21 protein-coding genes are annotated in these 22,076 nt (G+C 69.1%); 12 read left to right on the top strand and 9 right to left on the bottom strand.

Features of this window, described 5'->3' with window-relative positions; genetic code table 11:
- Positions 1–265 precede the first annotated feature (265 nt).
- From ACIBH4_RS24685 to ACIBH4_RS24660, 6 genes are all read left to right on the top strand, one after another.
- Entirely contained in the window at positions 266–898 is a 633-nt protein-coding gene (locus ACIBH4_RS24685; RefSeq protein ID WP_362516288.1) for a helix-turn-helix transcriptional regulator, read from the top strand.
- A 138-nt stretch (positions 899–1,036) separates the two neighbouring features.
- Positions 1,037–1,678: a GNAT family protein gene (locus tag ACIBH4_RS24680; RefSeq protein WP_362516290.1), complete on the top strand. Its 642-nt coding sequence runs from the start codon at positions 1,037–1,039 to the stop codon at positions 1,676–1,678.
- Positions 1,675–2,415, top strand: a complete 741-nt coding sequence (locus ACIBH4_RS24675; RefSeq protein WP_362516292.1) for a flavoprotein — start codon at positions 1,675–1,677, stop codon at positions 2,413–2,415. Before ACIBH4_RS24680 ends, ACIBH4_RS24675 begins: the two co-directional genes overlap by 4 nt.
- A complete protein-coding gene (gene lanKC, locus ACIBH4_RS24670; RefSeq protein WP_362516588.1) occupies positions 2,412–5,051 on the top strand; it encodes a class III lanthionine synthetase LanKC in 2,640 nt (879 codons plus the stop codon). The genes ACIBH4_RS24675 and lanKC overlap by 4 nt, the downstream gene beginning before the upstream one ends.
- 1 nt (position 5,052) lies before the next feature.
- Positions 5,053–6,216 (top strand): ATP-binding cassette domain-containing protein, encoded by a 1,164-nt coding sequence (locus ACIBH4_RS24665; RefSeq protein ID WP_362516295.1) that lies wholly within the window; start codon positions 5,053–5,055, stop codon positions 6,214–6,216.
- Complete coding sequence (locus ACIBH4_RS24660; RefSeq protein WP_362516297.1) at positions 6,203–7,060, top strand: ABC transporter permease; 858 nt, start codon at positions 6,203–6,205, stop codon at positions 7,058–7,060. The genes ACIBH4_RS24665 and ACIBH4_RS24660 overlap by 14 nt, the downstream gene beginning before the upstream one ends.
- Before the next feature lie 169 nt (positions 7,061–7,229).
- Here ACIBH4_RS24660 and ACIBH4_RS24655 read toward each other — a convergent pair whose 3' ends face one another.
- Positions 7,230–7,646, bottom strand: coding sequence for a MarR family transcriptional regulator (locus ACIBH4_RS24655; RefSeq protein WP_362516299.1), 417 nt, complete (start codon positions 7,644–7,646; stop codon positions 7,230–7,232).
- Between the two features lie 122 nt (positions 7,647–7,768).
- Here ACIBH4_RS24655 and ACIBH4_RS24650 point away from each other — a divergent pair, with 122 nt between their 5' ends.
- Positions 7,769–9,502: an ABC transporter ATP-binding protein gene (locus tag ACIBH4_RS24650; RefSeq protein WP_362516301.1), complete on the top strand. Its 1,734-nt coding sequence runs from the start codon at positions 7,769–7,771 to the stop codon at positions 9,500–9,502.
- 103 nt (positions 9,503–9,605) lie between these two features.
- On the opposite strand, the gene ACIBH4_RS24645 is transcribed toward ACIBH4_RS24650, so the two are convergent.
- Positions 9,606–10,379, bottom strand: coding sequence for an arylamine N-acetyltransferase (locus tag ACIBH4_RS24645; RefSeq protein WP_362516304.1), 774 nt, complete (start codon positions 10,377–10,379; stop codon positions 9,606–9,608).
- A gap of 215 nt (positions 10,380–10,594) precedes the next feature.
- On the opposite strand from ACIBH4_RS24645, the gene ACIBH4_RS24640 reads away from it, so the two are divergent.
- Complete coding sequence (locus ACIBH4_RS24640) at positions 10,595–11,374, top strand: hypothetical protein (protein WP_362516306.1); 780 nt, start codon at positions 10,595–10,597, stop codon at positions 11,372–11,374.
- Positions 11,375–11,721: 347 nt separating this feature from the next.
- Here the strand turns inward: ACIBH4_RS24640 and ACIBH4_RS24635 are convergent, their stop codons facing one another.
- From ACIBH4_RS24635 to ACIBH4_RS24605, 7 genes are all read right to left on the bottom strand, one after another.
- On the bottom strand, positions 11,722–11,949 hold the full coding sequence (locus tag ACIBH4_RS24635; protein WP_350946081.1) for a DUF397 domain-containing protein: 228 nt from the start codon (positions 11,947–11,949) through the stop codon (positions 11,722–11,724).
- A gap of 20 nt (positions 11,950–11,969) precedes the next feature.
- Entirely contained in the window at positions 11,970–12,827 is an 858-nt protein-coding gene (locus ACIBH4_RS24630) for a helix-turn-helix transcriptional regulator (RefSeq protein WP_362516310.1), read from the bottom strand.
- Between the two features lie 744 nt (positions 12,828–13,571).
- Positions 13,572–14,159, bottom strand: a complete 588-nt coding sequence (locus ACIBH4_RS24625) for a TetR/AcrR family transcriptional regulator C-terminal domain-containing protein (RefSeq protein WP_362516315.1) — start codon at positions 14,157–14,159, stop codon at positions 13,572–13,574.
- Positions 14,160–14,262: 103 nt separating this feature from the next.
- On the bottom strand, positions 14,263–15,339 hold the full coding sequence (locus tag ACIBH4_RS24620; protein WP_362767954.1) for a transposase: 1,077 nt from the start codon (positions 15,337–15,339) through the stop codon (positions 14,263–14,265).
- A gap of 242 nt (positions 15,340–15,581) precedes the next feature.
- Complete coding sequence (locus ACIBH4_RS24615) at positions 15,582–16,595, bottom strand: hypothetical protein (protein WP_362767951.1); 1,014 nt, start codon at positions 16,593–16,595, stop codon at positions 15,582–15,584.
- A 275-nt stretch (positions 16,596–16,870) separates the two neighbouring features.
- Positions 16,871–17,533 (bottom strand): response regulator transcription factor, encoded by a 663-nt coding sequence (locus tag ACIBH4_RS24610; RefSeq protein WP_362516321.1) that lies wholly within the window; start codon positions 17,531–17,533, stop codon positions 16,871–16,873.
- A complete protein-coding gene (locus ACIBH4_RS24605) occupies positions 17,530–18,732 on the bottom strand; it encodes a histidine kinase (RefSeq protein ID WP_362516323.1) in 1,203 nt (400 codons plus the stop codon). Before ACIBH4_RS24605 ends, ACIBH4_RS24610 begins: the two co-directional genes overlap by 4 nt.
- Before the next feature lie 186 nt (positions 18,733–18,918).
- On the opposite strand from ACIBH4_RS24605, the gene ACIBH4_RS24600 reads away from it, so the two are divergent.
- From ACIBH4_RS24600 to ACIBH4_RS24585, 4 genes are all read left to right on the top strand, one after another.
- Positions 18,919–20,319 (top strand): glycosyl hydrolase, encoded by a 1,401-nt coding sequence (locus tag ACIBH4_RS24600; protein ID WP_362767948.1) that lies wholly within the window; start codon positions 18,919–18,921, stop codon positions 20,317–20,319.
- 140 nt (positions 20,320–20,459) lie between these two features.
- On the top strand, positions 20,460–21,005 hold the full coding sequence (locus tag ACIBH4_RS24595; protein ID WP_362516328.1) for a GNAT family N-acetyltransferase: 546 nt from the start codon (positions 20,460–20,462) through the stop codon (positions 21,003–21,005).
- A 124-nt stretch (positions 21,006–21,129) separates the two neighbouring features.
- A complete protein-coding gene (locus ACIBH4_RS24590; protein WP_362516330.1) occupies positions 21,130–21,624 on the top strand; it encodes an NUDIX hydrolase in 495 nt (164 codons plus the stop codon).
- Positions 21,625–21,708: 84 nt separating this feature from the next.
- Positions 21,709–22,038 (top strand): DUF5709 domain-containing protein, encoded by a 330-nt coding sequence (locus tag ACIBH4_RS24585; RefSeq protein WP_350946069.1) that lies wholly within the window; start codon positions 21,709–21,711, stop codon positions 22,036–22,038.
- The last annotated feature ends 38 nt before the right edge of the window (positions 22,039–22,076 follow it).

The following is a 22,076-nucleotide window of genomic DNA, read 5'->3' as shown; positions in this document are numbered from 1 at the left end:
GACACCTACACCGAAAAACGATGACGAGCGAAAGCGCCATAAAGGCGTTAATCCCGGCCGTTCCGCTGACGAAACATAGTTATGGAACCCCGGAATGCGCAACGGCCTGTCCTAAAACGGCCATCCCCGGCGTTTCCATAAGTCGGAAACGACGACGGTCCCGAGACTTTAGCCATGACATTATATTTTCATGCGCCACGCCGATACAAACAGCAGCGAGGATCGGATAATCACACCACAGGAACTGCGTGAAGTGTTTTCCCGGATGGCGGAGAGCCGGTATCGGGAAGTCCTGGTGGTGCTCTCCGACGATCCGCTGGGGCGCTTCCTGTCCGGCCGGGTGGGAGAGCTGCTCGTCGAGGGGAATTGCCCGGTGTCCGTCGTGCGCGCCGGGGGCGGCGAGGAGAGCGAACCTCTCGCGGCCCCTTCCCTCGATCCCCGGCACGCCCGGACCAGGACGCTGCCTTCGGCCCCCCTGTCGGTGGTGATCGCCGACCGGCGGGTGGCGCTGCTGAGCCTGCGGCCCCCACCGGGGGAGGTGGCGCCCGTGACCCTGGTGACGCGGGCCGGTCACCTCTCCACGCTGCTGGCCATCTTCGGCCACCTGTGGAGCACCGCGCACGTGCCACCACCTCAGGAGACCGGGTCCCGGCAGCGGCGCGGCGCCGTGCTGAGCCTCCTGGCCGAGGGGCTGACCGATGGCGGCGTCGCTGCCCGGCTGGGCGTCGCGGAACGGACGGTGAGGCGCGAGGTCAACGGGCTGATGCGGTCGGCGGGCGCGACCAGCAGGTTTCAGCTGGCGTTGCGGGCTCAGGAACTCGGCTGGCTGCCCCGTCCCGCCGGCGAGACAACGCCGGATAACGATTCCGCATTTCACGGGCGCGCCGCTTTCTCATAGCCCCGGATAGCGAAACGTTGACGACCCGGGAACGCCAAACCTAGTGTCCATATATCGACGAGCTCAGGACGGTTCGATCCCACGGGACCATCGGGTCCGGAAACCATCGCCGCCGAAAGAATTCAAGGTGACAGAGTCGTGCTCATTCCCCATGTCGAGACTCAGCGGACGGCGCTCACCATCGCCGACCCGTCGGACGGGGTCGCCCTCTACGAGCTCCTTCTCGGCCTGGGACTGCACAGCATGCCGCCGCTCAAGGTATTCGTTGACCAGCTGAAAAAGCAGGACATCTCCGCGATTTTCGCGATCAAGCTGCGGCACAGCGGGGAGACCGTCGGGTTCGGGACCCTGCACGAGATGGACCCGGCCGGACACATCCAGGTCGGCATATTCACCGACACCGACAAGGCCAGATACGGCCTCGGCGGCGAGGCGATGATGCTTCTCGTGAATTACGCGTTCGCCACCTGGGAAGATATAAGAAAAGTATATTTCGTCACCACGGACGCCAGTATCGACCGGATCGGCTGGGTCGGTGACCTCATTCCCAAGGAGGCGACCCTCCCCAAGCACATGTTCTTCCGGGGATGCCTCTGGGACGTGCATTTCTACGCCATTTATCGGCATATGTGGGAAAAGCAGGGCGCGGATGTTCTCACCCGGCTGGTCCGGGGGCCGGAGGCCGAGCGCCCCCGGGGCATCAGGGCGCTCATCCACCACCTCAGGTGGCTCGTCACCAGGCCGAAGCCCGCCACGAGCCCGAAGGAGTACGCGCGGTGACCGACACACCGGCCGACCGCCGGCCCCCCGAGTTCGGCGGCGAGCGCCTGCTCGTGATCGGCACCGGCGCCATCGCCGCGATGTACCTGCCGTTCTGGCTCAACTGGCTGATCACGGCGTACCGGGACCTTGAGGTGCAGGTCGTCCTCACCCCGAGCGCGGAGCGCTTCGTGAGTGGGGAGGCGTTGAGCGTGCTCGTCCGCCGGGAGGTCGTGCGGGACCGGTGGCCCGAGGAGGCGCGGCCGGACGCGCTGCACGTGCGGCTCACCGAGTGGAGTGACAGCGTCATCGTCTATCCGGCGTGCGTGAACTTCATCTCCAGGCTCGCGCTCGGGCTCGCCGACACCCCCGCGCTGCTGTCCCTGCAGTGCACCTCCGCTCCCATCGCGCTGGCGCCCTCGCTGCCCCCCGGGGCGCTGGACAACCCCACGTTGCGGGGCCATCTGCGGACCCTCGCCGAGCGGCGCAACGTCGTGGTGGCACCGGTACGGGCGACGAGGAGCCTGACCACCGGACGCCAGGACGCGGCGGGCGCGCCCCCGCTGTCGACGATGATCGGCCTTCTGGAGCGGCTGCGCGTGTCCCTCTCCGGCGACGGCGAGAGCGACACGGACGGCGGAAGCAACGGAGACCGCGAGAGCAAAGCGGACAAAAAGAGCAACGGGGACGGCGAGAGCGGCGGGGACGGCGCGGGAGCGAAGAACACGGGCGAGGAGCACCACGCGTGCAGGACATGATGCAGATCTACACCCTGGCCGACCCCCTCTTCTTCGAGGAGCCCACGCGCTGGTCGGGTGGGGTGGGCTTCATCCGGGACCACGCGTTCACCGTGTCGGGCACGGCCGTTCCCGAAGGGTGGGTGCGCAAGGAGCGCGGGGTCTGGGTGTCCCTGCGCCCGCAGGGCCAGACCACCGCAGAGCAGGGCTGGAAGGTCCACCTGTCCGCGACACTGGAGAACGCCGACCGGCTCTGCTCCGCCGCCTGGGACTACTGCGTCGAGCGCGGCATCCCCTTCAAACACCTGCGCGACCGCAACATGCTGCTCGTCTTCAACGCCAAGTACTCACCGCGCGGCTCCAGCGGAAAGCTGGTCACCGTCTACCCGCGCGACGAGGAGGAGTTGCGAGCCGTACTGACGGACCTGTCGGCGGAACTGGAGGGCGAGCAGGGTCCGTACATCCTCAGCGACCTGCGCTGGGGCGACGGCCCGCTGTACGTCCGCTACGGCGGTTTCACCGAGATGACGTGCGTGGACGAGCACGGCGAGACCGTCTTCGCGATCCGTCACCCCGACGGCACCCTGCTGCCCGACCGGCGCAGGCCGTTCTTCGACCCGCCGAAGTGGGTGGAACTGCCCGGCTTCCTCCAGCCGCACCTGGACTCCCGTCGCGACGGCGCGGGCGCCGAGCTCCCCTACCTGGTGCGCCGGGCCCTGCACTTCTCCAACGCCGGGGGCGTCTACCTCGCCACCCGCCGCACCGACGACAGCCAGGTCGTGCTCAAGGAGGCCCGCCCGCACGCGGCGGTGGACGCCAACCATCACGACGCGACGACGAGGATGGAACGCGAGAGCTGGGCCCTCACCGCGTTGCGCGGCATCCCCGGGGTCCCCGCCCTGTACGACGAGCTCGACGTGGCGGGTCACCGCTTCCTGGTCGAGGAGTACGTCGAGGGGCAGCCCCTGAACGTGTGGTGCGGTACCGCCCATCCATGGGTGGTCATGGCCGAGCCCACGGCCGAGGACATCGAGTCCTACACCCGCAGGGCCGTGCTCATCACCGACCGCGTCGAGGCGCTGATCGCCGAGATACACGCCCGCGGGGTGGTCTTCGGCGACCTGCACCTGGGCAACGTCATCGTCCGGCCCGACGAGACGGTGGCCCTGGTCGATTTCGAACTGGCGTTCGATATCGCGGACACCGACTGGCGGCCGGGACTGGCCGCGACCGGTTTCGCCGGCCGGGACACCAACGGTGTGGCCCGCGACCTGTACGCCCTCGCCGCGTTGCGCCTCACCATGTTCCTGCCGTTCAGCAAGATCACCGCACTGCGGCCCGACCGGGTCCACCGGCTCGTACGCACGATGTGCGACAACTTCCCGGTTCCTGCCGGCTGGGCCGAGACGATCCTCTCCCACCTCGCCCCTTCGCGGAAGCTCCCGAACACCCCCGCCGCCGAGCCGGTGGAGGTGGAGGTGGGGCCCGCCGGTCCGGACGCCCCCGCCGTGGACTGGCGGGCGGTGCGCGAGTCCCTGGCCAGGGGAATCCTGAGTTCCGCGACCCCCGAACGTGAGGACCGTCTGTTCCCCGGCGACGTGCACCAGTTCGTCTCCGGCGGGCTCGGGTTCGCCTACGGCGCCGCCGGGGTGCTGTGGGCCCTGGAGGTGACCGGCCACGGCAGGCATCCGGAGCACGAGAGGTGGCTGGTCGACGCCGTGCGGCGCGACAGACCGCGCCGCCCCGGCTTCTACGACGGTACGGCCGGCATCGCCTACGTCCTCGACCACCTGGGATATACGCAGGAGGCGGCCGAGCTGCTCGACCGCCACCCGGTGCCCGACCGCGCGAACATCTCGATGTTCTCCGGGTACGCGGGCATCGGGGCGGCGCTGACGCACCTCGCGGGCACCCGGGGCAGGCAGGACCACCTCACCGCGGCGCTGGCCGTCGCCGACCGGCTGACCGACGCGGTGGAACGCGGAGACCCCGGCACGGCACGCGGCCCAGGGCTCCCTGCCCCCACCCGCCCGCTGGAGGCCGGCCTCATGCGGGGCTGGTGCGGAGTGGCCCTCTTCCTCGTCCGGCTGTTCGAGCGGACCGGCGACCCAGCCCTCCTCGACCACGCCGCCCGAGCCGTCGGGCTGGACCTCGACCGGTGCGTGACGACCGCGGACGACTGGCTCGTGGTCGAGGAGGCGGGCGTGCGCACGATGCCCTACCTCGACGTCGGCAGCGCGGGCATCGCCCTCGTCGCCGCCGAACTCCTCGCCCACCGAGAGGACGACCGGGTCCGCGCGAGCCTCCCCGGCCTGCTGCGCGCCTGCCGGACGCGCGTCTCGCTGCAGGCCGACCTCTTCCGCGGCATGGCCGGACAGGTGGCCGTACTCTCCCGGCTCGCGAACGGCACGCCCGACGACGGGACGAACGGCAGGACGGACGACGACACGGCGGAGGACCGGCGGCTGCGGGACCTGTGCGAGCACGCCGTCTCCTTCCGGGGGCACCTCGCGTTCACCGGCACCAGGGGCTTCCGGATCTCCATGGACCTGGCGACGGGTGGCGCGGGCGTCCTGCTCGCCATGTCACAGGCGAGCGGGGTCGCCGGGACCACTGCTCCCTTCCTGCCGTTCTTCTCCCCCCGCGGAGGGCGGTGAGGTGGACGACGGCGCGGCGGTGTCCGTGAGGGGACTGCGCAAGGAGTACGGAAGGATCGAGGCCGTCAGGGGCGTCGACTTCGACGTCGCCCCCGGCGAGGTGTTCGGCCTGCTGGGTCCCAACGGGGCGGGCAAGAGCACGACGATCAACATGTTGTGCACGCTGATCCGGCCCAGCGGGGGCAGCGCGACCGTCGGCGGGCACGACATCGTGCGCCGGCGCGACGAGGTGAGGCGCGACATCGGCCTGGTCTTCCAGGAACCGACCGTCGACGGATACCTCACCGGCGCGCAGAACCTGAGCTTCCACGCCGAGCTGTACGGCCTGCCCAAGAACGCCATCGACGACCGGATCAGGCGGGTCCTGGACATCGTCGGCCTGTGGAAGCGCCGCGACGACCGGGTGCACACCTACTCCGGTGGCATGCGGCGGCGCCTGGAGATCGCTCGCGGCCTGCTGCACTCCCCTCGGGTGCTCTTCCTCGACGAGCCGACGGTCGGGCTCGACCCGCAGACCCGCGCGGCCATCTGGGGGTACATCACCGAGCTCCGCGACCTGGAGAAGATCACGATCTTCATGACGACGCACTACCTGGAGGAGGCCGAGCACTGCGACCGCATCGCGATCATCGATCACGGTTCCGTCGTGGCGCTGGACACCCCCGAAGCGCTCAAGGCCGCGGTGGGCAGGGACCGGATCCGCATCCAGACCGGCGACGACCCGGCCGCCACCGTCATGCTGCGGGAACGCCTCTCGGTGGAGGCCGTGGCACGCGACGGGGGACTCACCTTCTCCGTCCCCAGCGGCGAGGAGTTCGTACCGCGCCTGTTCGCCGAGCTGGGCGTCCCCATCCTCTCCGTCCAGATGACCCGCCCCTCCCTGGACGACGTCTTCCTCTCCTACACCGGCTCGACCATCCGCGACGCGGAGGACACCGACGGCACCGACGCGGAGGACAGCGCGGAGACCGGGAGAACCGGCGGCCCCGGACAGGTCGGCGCGAAGGTCTCCGCGGAGACCGGGAACGACACGAACGGCGAAGCCGAGCACACCGCGGGCGCGAAGCCCTCCTCCGAGATCGGGGACGACGCGAACGCCGAAGCCGAGCACACCGCGGGCGGGAAGGCCCACGACGAGGAGGTGCCGGCCCATGGTCGCGGCTGAGACGGCCACGCCCCGCGTCCCGCTGCGCGGCGCCGCACACAACCTGCGCGCGGTGAAGGTGGTGCTCCGCAGGGAGATGATCCGCTTCGCCACCGACGGCAAGCGGGTCACGGCGATGCTCTTCCAGGCATTCATGTGGATCTTCATCATCGGCACGGGATTCGGATCCCTGATGCCGGGGGTTCCCGACGGCGTGGACCTGAAGACCTTCATGTTCCCCGGCGTGATCTCGATGACGGTGATCCTGACGGCGATGTTCTCCGCCTCGTCGATCGTCTGGGACCGCGAGTTCGGCTTCCTGCGGGAGATGCTCGTCGCCCCGGTGAGCCGTACCGCGATCGTGGTCGGCAAGATACTCGGCGGCGCGCTGGTCGCGACGCTGCAGAGCCTGGTGATCGTGGCCATGGCGGGACTGGTCGGCGTACCCTACGACCCGGTCCTCATCGTCTCGCTGGTCGGGGTGATGTTCCTGACCGCCTTCACCATGTCGGCCTTCGGCGTGCTGGTCGCCGCGCGGATGACGAGCATGGAGTCGTTCCAGGGGATCGCCCAGATGGCGATCATGCCGCTCATGTATCTGTCGGGGGCACTGTTCCCGCTCACCAACCTGCCCGGGTGGATGAGCACCGTGACGCTGCTGAACCCCCTGACGTACGCGGTCGACCCCGCTCGCCAGGTCGTCTTCGCCCACCTGTCCGTCCCGCCCGAGGTGATGGCCGTGTACGGTCCCGGGGTGTCCTGGTCGGGATGGATCGTCCCGATGGCGCTCGAACTCCTGCTGGTCGGCGGCGCGGGCCTGCTCATGCTCGCCCTCGCCGTCGCCCGCTTCAACCGGACCGGCTGAACCCCCGCCGGCCGCTTCCACCCGATCGGCTGAAACCCGCCACCCGCGTCCAGCGGTCCGGCCGAAACCCCGTCAGCCGCTTCCGCCGGACCGCTGGAAACCAGCTGACGCTTCCACCGGAACGAGGGAAAGCCGAAGCCCGCCGCCCGCGTCCCCGGTGGCGGTCGGGTCAGACGGACTGCGCGTCGACCGTGCCGAGCAGCTCCCCGAGCCGGTCCTGCTGCTCGGGGGTGAGCACGGAGAACAGCTCCTCGGCCACCCGCCTGCGCGCCTCGCGCACCTGCTCGTACCGCTTGAGGCCCTCGCCGGTGACCACGAGCAGGGTGGAGCGGCGGTTGGCGGGATCGACCTCGCGGCGGACCAGCCCGGCCTCCTCCAGCGCGTCGACCACCGGAGTCACCGAGCGGGGCACGATCCGCAGTCTCTCGGCGAGCTGCACCATCTTCAGCGGCGGCTCGGAGTCGACGATGACCCGAAGCGCCCGCGCCTGACCGGGGCTCAGGCCGAGCGGGCCGAGCCGCTCACCGTACCCCTGCCGCAGCCGACGGCCGACGCCGTGCACCAGGTCGGCCAGTTCCGTCTCCACAGCGCCGAACCTATCCCAGTGCCATAGGAATGAATGTGAGTTAACCACTGTTTGAGAGTACATCAGAAAGGAGTTCCGTGGAGGAACAAACCAAAAGTGCCATACGGCACGAAACACCTGAGGTGAACGACGAACCTCGCGCCCCCCTGCGACGCGTCATCGGTCTGTTCCGCCCCTACCGGGGCCGCCTCGCCATCGTGGGCATCCTCATCGGACTGTCCTCCCTCGTCTCGCTCGCCTCGCCGTTCATGCTCCGCGCGGTGCTCGACGACGCGATCCCGCACGGCAGGACCGGCCTGCTCACGCTGCTCGCGCTCGGCATGGTCGCGGTCGCCGTCGTCACCAGCGTGCTCGACGTCGTCCAGACGCTGATCTCCACCGGGGTCGGCCAGCGCGTCATGCACGACCTGCGCACCAGCGTCTACGGCCACCTGCAGCGCATGTCCATGGCCTTCTTCACCCGCACCAGGACCGGCGAGGTGCAGTCGCGCATCGCCGGCGACATCGGCGGCATGCAACTGGTGGTCACCTCCACCGCGGCCTCGATGGTCTCCAACCTCACCACCGTGGTGGCGACGATCATCGCGATGCTCGTGCTGGATTGGCGGCTCACCATCGTGTCGCTGCTGCTGCTCCCCGTCTTCGTCGCGATCAGCCGCAGGGTCGGCAGGGAGCGCAGGAAGATCACCTCCGAGCGGCAGCGGAAGATGGCCGCGATGTCGTCGATGGTCCAGGAGTCGCTCTCGATCAGCGGCATCCTGCTCGGCCGGACGATGGGCCGCGGCCCCGAGCTCGCCGGACGGTTCTCCACCGCCTCCGACGAGCTCGCCGACCTGGAGGTCCGCTCCAGCATGGCCGGACGCTGGCGGCAGTCCACCATCCAGATCATCATGGCGGCGATGCCCGCGGTGATCTACTGGGCCACCGGGCTCACCTCGGTCGTCTCCATCGGCACCGTCGTCGCCTTCACCACGCTGCAGATGAACCTGTTCCGGCCCGCCGTGTCACTGCTGCGCCTCGGCGTCGACGTGCAGAGCTCCCTCGCGCTGTTCGCCCGGATCTTCGAGTATCTGGACCTGCCGGTGGACATCCACCCCGGCACCCGCACCCCGGAGACCGTACGCGGTGAGATCCGCTTCGAGCACGTCGACTTCGCCTACGGCGAGACCCCGACCCTCTCCGACATCGACCTCACCGTCCCCGCCGGCACCACCCTGGCCGTGGTCGGCGAGACCGGCTCCGGCAAGACCACGCTGAGCTACCTGCTGCCCCGCCTGTACGACGTGACGGGCGGCCGGGTCACGATCGACGGGGTGGACGTGCGCGACCTCACCTTCGAGTCCCTCGCCGAGACGGTCGGCGTGGTCTCGCAGGAGACCTACCTGTTCCACTCCTCCATCGCCGACAACCTCAGGTTCGCCAACCCCTCCGCCACCGACGAGGAGATCGTCACGGCCGCGCGGGCCGCGCGGATCCACGACCACATCGCCGCACTGCCCGACGGGTACGACACCGTGGTCGGCGAGCGCGGCTACCGCTTCTCCGGCGGCGAGAAACAGCGCCTCGCCATCGCCAGGACCCTGCTGCGCGACCCGCCCGTGCTCATCCTCGACGAGGCCACCAGCTCCCTCGACACCCAGACCGAACGCGCCGTCCAGGAAGCCCTGGACACCCTGTCGCGGGGCCGTACCACCATCACGATCGCCCACCGCCTGTCGACGATCCGCGACGCCGACCAGATCGTGGTCCTCGACCACGGCCGCGTCGTCGAACGCGGCACCCACGACGAACTCCTCGCCGCCGACGGCCCCTACGCCGCCCTCGTCAACCGCGACCGCTCCCTCACCTCCGCCTGACCCAAGCCGTGTTCGGCCCTCCGTCGCAGCGTCCTCCGGCCAGCCGTTCCCGCCTCGAACACCACACCCATCTCCGGTCACCAAGCGGGCCGGGAGCGGAAGGTCACGCCTTGGCGGACGGGATCCGGTCGAGGGTGACTCCGAAGTGATCGCGGTAGGCGGGGAGAAGTTCACTCTCGTCCAGGTCGCGTTCCGTGCGCTCGCCGTCCACGGTGTGGATCAGTTTGCGGTCGCGGAGCGTGATCCGGCCCTCGGCCGTGCGCATCGAGCAGACCGGCGACCTGGTGAAGTGCGACTTCGGAGAGGTCTCCTGCCACCAGCACATCGGGACGAAGTCCGCCAGCTCGTAGGGCCGGGCGGTCAGCCGGTAACCCGGGTCGCCGTTGTGCGCGATGTCGAGGTCGCCGTGGTCGCCTGGGGCAAGCCCGACCAGGAACGCGCCCCCGCCGTTCTTCTGCTCCGCGCGCCCGTCGAGCCGCAGCGGCTCGTCGGAGAAGTCACCGAACCCGACGTCGACCAGCCACGGCTCGTCCAGATCGACGCGCAGCGCGAGATGGTCGAAGAGCGGCCCCGGCACACCACCACCGCCGAAGACGCGAGCGGCGAGCAGCGTCACCCGGTAGCCGAGCGCGGTCAGCAACTCGGCGAGCAGTCCGTTCAGCTCGTAACAGAAGCCACCGCGACGGCGGACGACGATCTTGTCGTACAGGGTGTCGGGGTCGAGCGAGATCGGCTCACCGAGATGAATGCTCAGGTTCTCGAACGGCACCGCCCTGAGGTGCGCGAGCTGCAGGGTCCGTAGGCCCTGGACATCCGGCTCCGCGGGGCGGTTCACGCCCAACCTGTCCAGGTAACGAGTGATCCGCGATTCATCCATGGGGAAAGCAAATCACGCGCCGCCACCCGCCGGATCCCACCACCGGATCCCCGTCCGCCCCACCGTACGGAGAGCCGCGACCGGACGAAAAGAGCCCATCACCGCCGGGACACCGTGCGCGCCCCTCGATATACGCAGTCACTTATTCAGCACTGGCGAGACATCCGACCACGAAGTAGCGTTCCGGGCATGGGTGACGTCCACGCCGCCAAAAAATGATCCTGCTGTGCTCCGCAATCGCGTTCATGTCGGCCTGTTCCGGACAAGCGGGACCGGGCAGCGACTCCAGCACGGCGGCAGATCAATGGCGCGATTTTCCATACACACGCGATCCACGCCCGATAATCATCGTTGACGATCTCCCAAAACTCGTTGGTGAAGCCAAGCCCGGAACTCGGTTCACTTTACGGGAAAAGCTGTCCGACGATCCACCGGGGAGCCCGGATGTCCTGCTCGACGGAGACAAGGTAAGCCTAACCCGGATATCGGCCGCAGATGCTTTCGATCGCCTTTCCGAGCGGCTTCGGGGGTTACCCGGAGAGACCATAACCGTCGTCGAAGCGCGCCTTAACCAGCTGGAATGGATGACGGACAGGGGCTCGCTGTCGCTTCCCTCATGGAGCTTCCGCACGGACAACGGAGGGTCGGTAAGCTGGCCGGCGGTAACCCCTGACGCGTTTTGGCGCCTGGGTCAGACAAGGCGCTCGGCGGCGATCGACAGTGTTTCCCTGGACGCGTCGAGAACCTCACTTTCCTTTAAAGTCACCGTCGCTCCGACTTCCTGCGATGGATCAACCGGCGACGATCATTTCGAAGCCGGCCAACTCCAGTCCGCCGTGGTGATCCTTACCGGTGAGCCAAGCACCGCGCAGCCCGACTGCGATCGGCCGGCCTTCGCCATGCTGAAAAGCGGAACCGTACGAATTGATCGCCCCCTGGAGGGAAGGGTCGTCGTCGATCAGCAAGGCAACCCTGTGCCGGTTGAAACACCGTGAAATCATCACTCCCGACAGAGTTTCACCCCCGGCCATACAGGCTCTCGGAGCGTCAGTAGGTTCGCAGTTGTAGCGGAAAACCGGCATCGAGGATCAGTGGCATCATGCTCATCCCCGCACACCTCGAAGGGCCGCTCCTCGGTGGGCGCATCACCACCCCGTCTGCGGTCTGACCATCCAGCGGACGCCTTCTTCCGTCCTCGTGTCCCGGTGTCCGGTCATCTCTCGCGGCCGTTCGGGCGTGTCTTGATCGATGAACGTTCACTGGCGTGAGACATGGAGACGTTCATGCGGTGACTCGTGGCGTCGCCCGCGCCATGGCCGGACTCAGGCCGCCGTCGCATGTCTCATGGGGCGGAGAAGTCGAACTCCCCGTCCTTGACACCACCGACGAACGCCTCCCACTCCGCACGGCTATAGACGATCACCTCACCATCAGGCCGATGACTATGCCGCACCGCAACCCGCCCGCTACCGTCCCCCAACGGCCCAGCTTCAACGCAGCTCCCGCCGCCGTTGTCGCTCTTCGTACTGATGCGCCAGGCAACGTGGGCTAAATTCATGGAATCAGGCATTTCACACCCTTCCCTCGCGTTTACCGCAATAGCTCCTCTGCTATCGCGGAGATCAATACAGCCGACTCCTCGGGAGTCAGAGCCAGCTCCCGCAGTTCATCGTACGTCCGCACGAAACGCTGAGCATCTGGCGATTCAATATAAATAGCCCCTTTCGGAGTCTCCGCGTAGCCGACCTCAGGAAACGGCTTCTCCATCGTGAAAATCCGGAACGCACCGGCCGGACTGGCATGCGCCCCAGCGCTGAATGGCAGGACGCGGACCTCGATGTTGGGCTGAGCAGCATGCCTGGCCAGTTCTCCGAGTTGCTTCGCCAGGCATACGGCACCACCGACCTGCCTGCGCAGCACAGACTCATCGATGATCGACAACAGACGGGGTGGGTTGTCTCCCGCGAGGATCCCTTGACGAGTCGTGCGAAGCTCGACCCAGCGGTCGATCTGCTCGCCTTTCGCGTCATACTCAGCCGCCGTGATCGCCGCCCTCGCATACTCCGGGGTGTGGAGCAGACCGGGCAGCAGAGTGTTATCGAAAGCCCGGATCTCACGCGCCCGGGACTCCAGCCACACATAGTCGACGAACGCACCGGCGACCTCGGTGGCGTACCCGTCCCACCAGCCCTTCTGCCAGACCTCCTGGCTGAGCTTCATCAAGCTTTCACGCCGTCCGCTGTCCGCCACGCCGTACAGATCAAGGAGGGCGAGCAGGTCAGGGCGCCGGATCGGATACTCCCCCGATTCGAAGCGACCGGCGGTGGACGGATCTCGCTGGAGGTACTCAGCCACATCTTTGAGCAACAGAGAGTTGGCCTCACGTAGCTCACGGAGTTGCTGGCCGAGCCACTGAGCTCGGAGCGTTACCCACTTGGGAGCAGCCATGCTCACCTTCCAGGCCGGGCTGTACAGGCCAGCGCTTTCAGCAACCTGGCAGATACAGCTTGTGAACTTCGGTAACCGCGTGTCACTATACTCAAAGTAGCGACCCGGTCACAGAGAGATGAAGAAAAGGCGTGTCCAACCACGAAAAGGGTCGCGTGATCACAGAAAGACCACCAAAAAGAAGAAGCCGGGGCGGGCTTCGCTTGGAGGCCCTGCTCGCCCCGGCCACAAAGCCGGAAGGAAGCACCCGAGATGGAGCACTTCAACGGTTCAGACAACCCGACTGTCTACCATGGCGCGAGCTCACGGGAGAGCGCAACCGGAAGTGACGGCTACGCCCTTCCCAACGGAATCGACCACGGTCCCACCAGGGAGGACGTGAGGGCGTTGGCCGGTGGTCTGCCTCGGGTGTTCGCCCTGGTCCAGGAGTTCGACGAGGACGTCCCCGAGGTGGTGGCGTACGGGCTCGCGCTGCCAGGTGGAGAGGCGGCCACCGTCGGGTGTGACCGCCCGGGGGTTCGGCAGCTGGCGGAGCGCCGACAGCGCCGCGTACCGGCTCCACTCCGATCTCGTCTGGCTCGGAGAGAGCGGAGAAACTCCCGCCTGAAAGGACGATCGTACGGCGACGGCCTGGCCGCGCGAGGTGGCCGCTCGGCACCGCACGAGCCTGGACAGGGAGCCGCCCGCCTCACCTGGTCTCACCGTCCGCGCTCGGTGCCACGCGGGCCCGGACGGGGACGCCCCTCAGCGGATCTCCCCGTCCGGGCTCGCGCGAACACCGTCCAGGTTCGCGCGCAGACCCGCCAGGATCGCGTTCAGCCCGTACTCGAAGTCGGCGTCGGCCGCCTCGCGCGACTCCCCCTCTACAGGGCGACCGGCGCTCGCCTGCTCCTCGACCACCCACCCGACGATGTAGCGGCCGATGACGAGGATCACCCGCCGGGCCTCCTCCGGAGGAAACCCCGCCTCGCCCAGCACCTCGACCACGGAGTCGGAGGTCGCGGCCTGGTTCCCGACCGGCCGGGCACCGACGTGCAGCCGCGCGCCGTCGCGATAGGTGAGCAGGCTCCGGCGCAGCGCCCGCCCCCGCTCGGCGAGCCAGTCGGCCCAGTCCTGGCCGGGCCCCGGGCGGGCCAGGTGCGCGAACGCGTCCTCGATCATGGTCGCGGCCATGTGGTCGAGGAGTTCCCGCTTGCTGCCGAAGTGGCGATACAGGACCGGTGAGCGTACGTCGAGCTCCTGCGCGAGCCCGCGCGTGGTCAGACCGTCCAGTCCGACCTCGTCGAGCAGCCGCAGCGCCGCCCGCATCACCGCCGCACGCGTGTGTCGCATCCCCCGCCTTCCCACGTTCTGTTATCGACGATAACTTCACGTCAGCTTCTCGGCCCTGAAGGGGCCGAGCTTGCAGCTCCTCGCCGTACCTGGCAGGTACGGTTCAGGCCGCGTCGTCGGCAGCGTGACTCACTGCCCTGCGACCGATGTTGATCGCAGCGTTGTGGTCGGCGGGGCCGGCGAACCCACAGCCGAGGCACTTGAAGTCGTCCCGGTTGGGACGGTTGCGTTTGTCGCAGTGCCCGCACCGGTGGCAGGTACGGGAGGTGTTGCAGGGGTCCACCAGGCGCACGGGCACGCCCGCGAGGGCGGCCTTGTAGGTCACGAACGTGCGGAGCTGGTGGAAGCCCCATGAGTGCAGGTCGGCGCGCTGAGCCTTACGAACCGTTACCCGGTCGCGGATGCCTTCGAGGTCTTCGAGGGCGATGCCGGTCTGGGTGTCTTTGGCTTTGCCGACCAGTTTCTTGCTGATCACGTGGTTGACGTTGCGGGCGAAGCGGGACTCTTTACGACGGCGGGCCTTGAGGAGGCGTTTGGCGGACTTGGTGCCCTTGGCCTGGAGGCGGGCGCGCAGGCGGGCGTTGCGCCGCCGTACGGCGCGCACCCCCTTGCCGGTGTGGGCTTGGCCGGTGGAGTCGGTGGCGAGGTTGACGATGCCGAGATCCACGCCCAGCCATTCGTCGGGCTCGGGACCTTGCGGCGGTTCGGGGACGTCGATCACGGTGGCGAGGTAGAACACGCCGTCGCGGTAGATGAGGTCGGCCTGGCCGCGTATGGTGGCGCCGCTGGTGGCCGGCCAGCGCCCCTGGTAGACCACGGGGATGATGATGCGGCCGGTGAGGGTGAGGATGCTGACCCGGTCGCGGCCTTTCCATGACAGGATGCGCTGGTCGTAGGCGACCGCACCCAGATCCCGGAAGACCGGCTTGATGTTCTTGTCGCGCTTGTAGGCCTCGCACGCCTTGGCGATCGACCGGATGGCCATCTGTGCCGACAGGCCGAACTCGTGCCGCAGGTCGGTGTACACCAGCTTCTGTAAGGCGATCTTGTTGGCGGTGTGGTGGGCGAACGCCACCTCGGCGGCACGGTTGGCGGCGGCGTTGCACGCGCGCATCGTCGCCAGCAGGGCTTTGCCCTGCTCGGCGCTCGGGGCGAGCTTCAGCATCTCAGTCACCAGCATGTATTGAAAATATCACTCAATACTTCACCGTGCCTTGTTTTCTTGGCATGACTCGGAAGAAAGCTGACCTGAATGCCTGGCCGGTCAGGGCACGCTCGGGCCTTGGCGGCCCTCCCGCTCCCGATTCCTCCCCGGCCTGAAGGCCAGGGCCTCCTCGGGAGAGTCGGTGACGGTGAACGCGCGGATCGCGGATCCCCGCGGGACCGGATCCGGCCCCGTACGACGGCCCGCCGACGGATTCCTCACGGTCCCGCCTCACGCGCCTCGCCCGCTTCCCGCGCGCCCCGGTGTGCCACCAGGAAGAGAGCGAGCGCGCCGAGGACGAGGACCGTCTGGCCGATCAGGTTGGCGGTGGTCGCGGTGCCGTGAAGGAACAGCAGCAGGAAACCGAGGAACGCCTGAGTCAGCAGCGCGCCCCCCGCCAGCGCGAGCCGGTGCCTGGCGCCCCAGCCGTCACCTCGCGACCACCGGCCGACCACGACCGCCGTCACGGCGATCAGCGCGATGCCCGCGGCGGTCCCCCACCAGTCCTCGGGACGGGCGACGAACGCCGCGGACGCGACGAATCCCGCCGTACCCACCAGCCAGGGTTTCGGCGACCGCCCATCCTTCGCCGGCCGGGAGCGCCAGCCGACGAGGAACGCGGCGACGGCCAGGAGCACGACCACGGCGGCGGCGCCGATCCTCTGTGGCGGCGAGGCCATGAATCCGCTGTCGTCGCGGATGCCGCCGAAGAGCACAAGGGAACCGAGGACGAACACGACGCAGGTGAAGAGCAGGCCGGGTATGCCCAGCCAGGGAGTCGTGGCGCGGCGGGGCACCAGGGTCTCGACGACGGCGATCGGGACGCCGATGCTCCAGACGGCGTGTCCCACGGTGAATCCCAGAGCGTTGACCGCGCTGAACCCCAGCGCCGGGATGAGCGTGGAACCGCGGGAGACGTCCCCCTCGAACAGCGGGGCGGGGTTGAAGAGGGTCTGGTCGATCAGGGTCGCCTCCAGCACGCCGTACGCGCACCCCAGCAGGATGATCGTCGGCCAGCCGCGCCCGGCGCGGCGCGTCACCTCGCGGATGATGATCGCGCCACCGCCGTACATCGGCGCGAGGACGACCAGGCCCCAGAGCTCGGACGGGGGAACGTTGCCGAGCAGATATTCGGCGACCAGCGGGGAGAGGAGGAAGAGCCCGAGCGCGGGCGCGACCCGACGCAACGGCCCCGGACGCCCGCCGGGGGCCGCCTGAGCCGGCCGCGTCACCCTGGCTGCTTGGTCCGCCTCAGCCGCCTGAAGTGTCGGGGCCGGCTCGAAGGTCCGGGCCGCCTCAGCGGTCCTGGAGGGCTCGGAGAACTGAGCCGTTCGGTCAGTCTGGGTCGCGTGCCGTCGGTCGTCGGGAGGATTTCCGGTCATGGCGGCGACGCTAGGTCCGGACGCCCTCCGAGCACATCGAACGCGGGAGTGGCCTTCACCCCCCTCCCAGGGCGGAGCCGGGCCGCACCTCTCCCCCCTCGGACGGATTCCGGCCGAGAAAAATCTCAAAGGGAGCGCGGGCGCACGAGCCCCACGTCGTAGGCGAGGACGACGGCCTGGACCCGGTCGCGCAGGCCGAGCTTGCGCAGTACCGAGGACACGTGCGTCTTGACCGTGGCCTCGGTGAGCACGAGTCGCTCGGCGATCTCGGCGTTGGACAGCGCGAGCGCGACCAGCCGCAGCACCTCGACCTCCCGCCCGGTCAGCGAGCCGAGGCCGGGCGGCGTGGCACCAGGATCAGGCAGAACGGTGACGAACCGGTCGAGCAGCCTGCGGGTGACCGACGGCGCGAGCAGCGCGTCGCCGCGCGCGACCACGCGGACCGCCTCCACCAGTTCCGCGGGCCGCACGTCCTTGAGCAGGAAGGCACTCGCCCCGGCGCGCAGGGCGGCGAACACGGACTCGTCGACGTCGTAGGTGGTCAGCACGATGACCCGGGCCGGACTTCCCGAGGCGACGATCCTCCTGGTCGCCTCCAGACCGTCGACGCCGGGCATCCGCACGTCCATCAGGACGACGTCGGGCCTCAGCCGCTCGACCAGGGCCGCGGCCTCCCCGCCGTCCCCGGCCTCGCCGACCACCTCAAGGTCCGCCCTCGCCTCCAGGATCATCCGGAAACCACCGCGGACCAACGCCTGGTCGTCGACGATGACCACCCGGACGCTCATCGCGGCACTCCCAACGGCAGGCGGGCGCGGACGCGGAATCCGCCTTCGGGTCGCGGACCCGCGTCGAGGGTGCCGCCCAGCATCACGGCGCGCTCGCGCATCCCCGCGATCCCGTGACCGCCGCCACCACCGCTTCCGCCATCACCGTCGCCCATGTCTCCGCTCCCGCCTCCGCCGCCCATGCCTCCGTTGCTCCCATCGCCACCGCTGTCCGCGCCGTCACCGCCTCCGCCGCTCCCGCCACCGTGCCCGTCGTCGAGAATGTCCAGTTCGAGCATCCCCGAGGTGGCCCTGACGATCACCTCCGCGCGACCGGCGCCCGCGTGGCGCAACGTGTTGGTGAGCGCCTCCTGAACGATCCGGTAGGCGGAGAGGTCGACCCCTGACGGCAGCGCGCCATCGGCACCGATGTCCTCCATGCGCACCGCGACCTCCAGACCGGCGGCGCGGAACGGCTCCACGAGCTCCACGAGCCGATCGAGTCCCGGCTGGGGAGGCTGTGGCACGTCCTCCGCGCCCGGCCGTACCACGGCCAGCAACCGGCGCAGCTCCCCGAGCGCGTCACGCCCCGCCGCCTCGATCGAACGCAGCGCGGCGCGTGCCTGGTCTGGGCGTTCTTCGAAGACGTCGTCGGCGGCGGCCGCCTGCACGACGATGACCGAGACACTGTGCGCGATCACGTCGTGCAGCTCGCGGGCGATCCGCGCCTGCTCCTCGCTGACCGCCCTGCGCGACTCCTGGTCGATCGCCACACGCCGGTTGCGTACGACCTCGCCGAGCGCCCAGGCGAGGATGGGGAACGCCATCGCGAACTGCGCGTCCTGGCTGGGAGCGGTGAGAAAGTTCAGCGCGGTGAGAACGAGCAGCGCCGCGAGCGCGGGCAGCGACACGCGGGGCGGGCGGAGCGCGGCCAGCGAGCCGATCGCGAAGAGGCCCGCGAACGGGAAGAGCCCCTGCGGCGCGAGGTAGTGGACGAGAAGCCCTCCGGCGAGCGCGATCACCATCACCGTCACCGGATGGGATCGCCGCCACCACAGCGCCACGCCCTGCGCCGCGCCCGCGATCATCCCGAGGACCACCAGCGGTCCCGGACGCGCCACCGCCTCGTCCATCACCAGGGCGACGAGATACAGCCCGACGGCGAGCGAGACGGCGATATCGGCGATCAACCGGAGAGTGCTGCGGGACGAACGTCGCACTTCCGGAGTATCCCAGATCGGCTACCGCGTTTCTGTTGTCTCCGATCCGCCCACCGGTCTCCTGAACAGGAGCGAACACGTCCGACAGGAGATCCGTGATCCGGCCCGACCGGCGCGCCTCCGACAAACCTCCGATGCACCGACAGCGTCCGATCCCCACTCCTCCGTACGAAGGACCTCATCCACATGAGTGAGACTGTTCCGCGCGGTACCGCAACAGGTCGTCAGGTACGCCGCGCCGTACTCGCGGGCGCCCTCGTCGCCGTCCTGGGCGCCTCCGTGGTGAACGCCCTCCCCACGAGCGCGGGCGCGGCCGAGACCCCTGTGTCGCAGGGCCGGGCCGCCGTCGCCTCCTCGGTCGAGCGCGGCGACCTGTCCGCCGCCGCCGCGGTCGACGGCAGGAGCGACACCCGCTGGTCCAGCGCGTTCAGCGACCCCCAGTGGCTGCGGGTGGACCTGGGCAGGTCCACCGCGATCAACAAGATCGTGCTGAACTGGGAACACGCCTACGCCACCGCGTTCCGGATCCAGACCTCCAACGGCGACGGCCGGTGGAAGACGATCCACCGCACGACCGCGGGCAGGGGCGGCGTGCAGACCATCAACGTGTCGGCCACCGGCAGGTACGTACGGCTTTACACCACCCAACGATCCAGCAGGTACGGCGTCTCGCTCTGGGAGTTCCAGGTCTTCGGCAAGGGCTCGGCCACCCCCCTACCCGGTGTCACCCCGACCGCGCCGACGCCGAGTTCGAGCCCGAGCCGCACCCCGACCGCCGGCCCCAGCGCCTCCCCGACTCCCACCCCCAGCAGGACCCCGACCACACCGGCCCCGGAGGTCCCCGTGGAAACCTCCGCCGAGAAGGGCGTGGGCGTGTGGCAGGCGCCCGGTGTCAGCGCGGCCCTCGCGGCCTCCGGTGCGAGCTGGTATTACACCTGGTCCACGAACCACAACGGCGTCACGACTCCGAAGTCGGCCGAGTTCGTCCCGATGATCTGGGGAGCCGACAGCGTCACCGACCAGAATCTCGCCCAGGCGAAGAACGCCGGTCCCTACCTGCTCGGGTTCAACGAGCCGGACATGGCCGAACAGTCCAACATGACCGTGGAGAAGGCGCTGTCGCTGTGGCCGAGGCTCACCGCGACGGGCCAGAAGATCGGCAGTCCCGCCGTCGCCTACGGCGGTGACAGGGCGGGCGGCTGGCTGGACCGCTTCATGTCCGGGGCGGCCCAGAGGAACTACCGCGTCGACTTCGTCACGCTGCACTGGTACGGCGGGGACTTCCGCACCGAGGCGGCGGTCGGCCAGCTCAGGTCGTACATCCAGGCCGTGTACGAGCGCTATCGCAAGCCGATCTGGCTCACCGAGTACGCCCTGATCGACTTCTCGAACGGTGTCCGCTTCCCCACCGACGCCCAGCAGGCCGCCTTCGTCACCGCGTCCACCACGATGCTGGCCTCCCTGCCGTACGTGCAGCGCTACGCCTGGTTCGGCCTGCCCTCCTCGGACACCGAGCCGAACAGCGGCCTGTTCCTGAGCAACGGCGTCGCCACCCCCGCGGGCCGCGCCTTCCAGGCGGCCAAGTGAGCTGAGCAGCCCGTTTGGCTATGATGCGCAGGATCAGGCGACTCGATGACCGCACGTGTCACCGCCTGCCTAGAAGATCACCCCCGCCTTCCCCTTCACGCCGGAAGGCGAGGGTCTCCTGCGCAGAAAGGACTCCTCGGATGAACACCCCCTCCCGGACCACGCGGCCGGTCTTCCGCGCGGCCACCGTCGCGGACGTGCCCGCCCTGGTGCGCCTGGTCCACTCCGCGTACCGGGGGGAGTCGAGCCGGGCCGGGTGGACGACCGAGGCGGACCTGCTGGACGGGCGGCGGACGGACGTCGAGAGCGTGACCGCCGAGTTGGAGAAGCCGGAAAACCACATGATCCTCATGGAGGTGGACGGCGAACTCGTCGCCTGCTGCCAGGTGGAGCACCGCGGCGAATACGCCTATTTCGGGATGTTCGCCGTACGTCCCACCCTGCAGAACGGCGGCTTCGGCAAGGCGCTCCTCGCCGAGGCCGAGCGCTTCGCCCGTGAGACCTGGGACGTGCGCGAGATGCACATGACGGTGATCTCGGTCCGCGAGGAGCTCCTGGCCTGGTACGTACGCCGCGGCTACTCCCGCACCGGCGAGACGGCCCCGTTCCCCTACGGCGACGAGAGCTTCGGCCTGCCGACCAGGGACGACCTGGAATTCGAGATCTTGGTCAAGAAACTCGGCTGAGCGGGAAGCGGCACCGACGGCCGGAACACCCTGCCCGTTCGGCGGCAGGCCGTCGAACGGACGACCGCCGCGCGTCGGCGGGTCCCGGCCACGCCCGGCCGCCGGCGAAGGTAGCGTGACACGAATGAGCGAGTCCTATCTCGACCCCGCCGAGTGGTACGCGACCCTGCCCACCGTGTTCGTCTCGGCCTGCATGCTGATCACCGACGCGGAGGACCGTGTCCTGCTGGTCAAGCCCAACTACCGGCCCGGCTGGAACTTCCCCGGCGGGGTCGTCGAGGAGGGGGAGGCGCCCCACGACGGCGCGACGCGCGAGGTGGCCGAGGAGCTCGGGGTGTCCGTCAAGGCGGGCGACCTGCTCGTGGTCCAGTGGACACCGCCGGCGAAGGACCGTCCCCGCCCGGTGATCCACTTCATGTTCGACGGCGGCGTCCTGGACGACACCGCCCACATCCGGTTGCAGGCCGAGGAGCTCGACGAGGCGGCGTTCCTCCCCTGGGACATCGCGATGTCCCTCCTGCCGGGGGACATCGCCCCACGCCTCGCCGCGGGGCGCCTGGCCCGCGAGAGCCAGCGTCCCGTCTACCTGCCGAGCGGCCTCTCGGACACCGGCGGCTGAGCCACCCGGTCACGGGCCCCGCTGAGGTACGGGGACGAACACCTGGCCTGGGATTCAAGGCGATAAAACGGGTAGGGCCGCGGTATGAGTGAAATGCCCCCAGACCGCGAGGGTCTGAGTGACGAGCAGGCGGTCGAGGTCGAGGAGTGGACCGACGACCTCGGCCTCAACCACGAGATCGTCGAACACGACGACGAGCACCGTGACACCCTCGACGAGCGTCTCCGGCGCGAGGCACCGGACCGCGAGCGGGCCCCGCGCGACGATACCCGCCTGGTGGCGCCGGACGAGGGGCTGAGCCCCGACGAGACGTCCGAGGAGTACGCCTCGGATGTGGGCCCCGACGACGGCGACCTGTCGGCCGAGGAGCGCGCCGTCCACATCGAGCCCGACATCGAGTACCGCGACACCTGAGCACCGGGAGCACGCCACCCGCTCGGGCACCGCGACAC

It is taken from the genome of Streptosporangium sp. NPDC050284, assembly GCF_044459525.1.
Taxonomy (GTDB): domain Bacteria; phylum Actinomycetota; class Actinomycetes; order Streptosporangiales; family Streptosporangiaceae; genus Streptosporangium.
The sequence above is the reverse complement of the archived record's forward strand: the minus strand, read 5'-3'. Positions and strand labels throughout refer to the sequence as shown.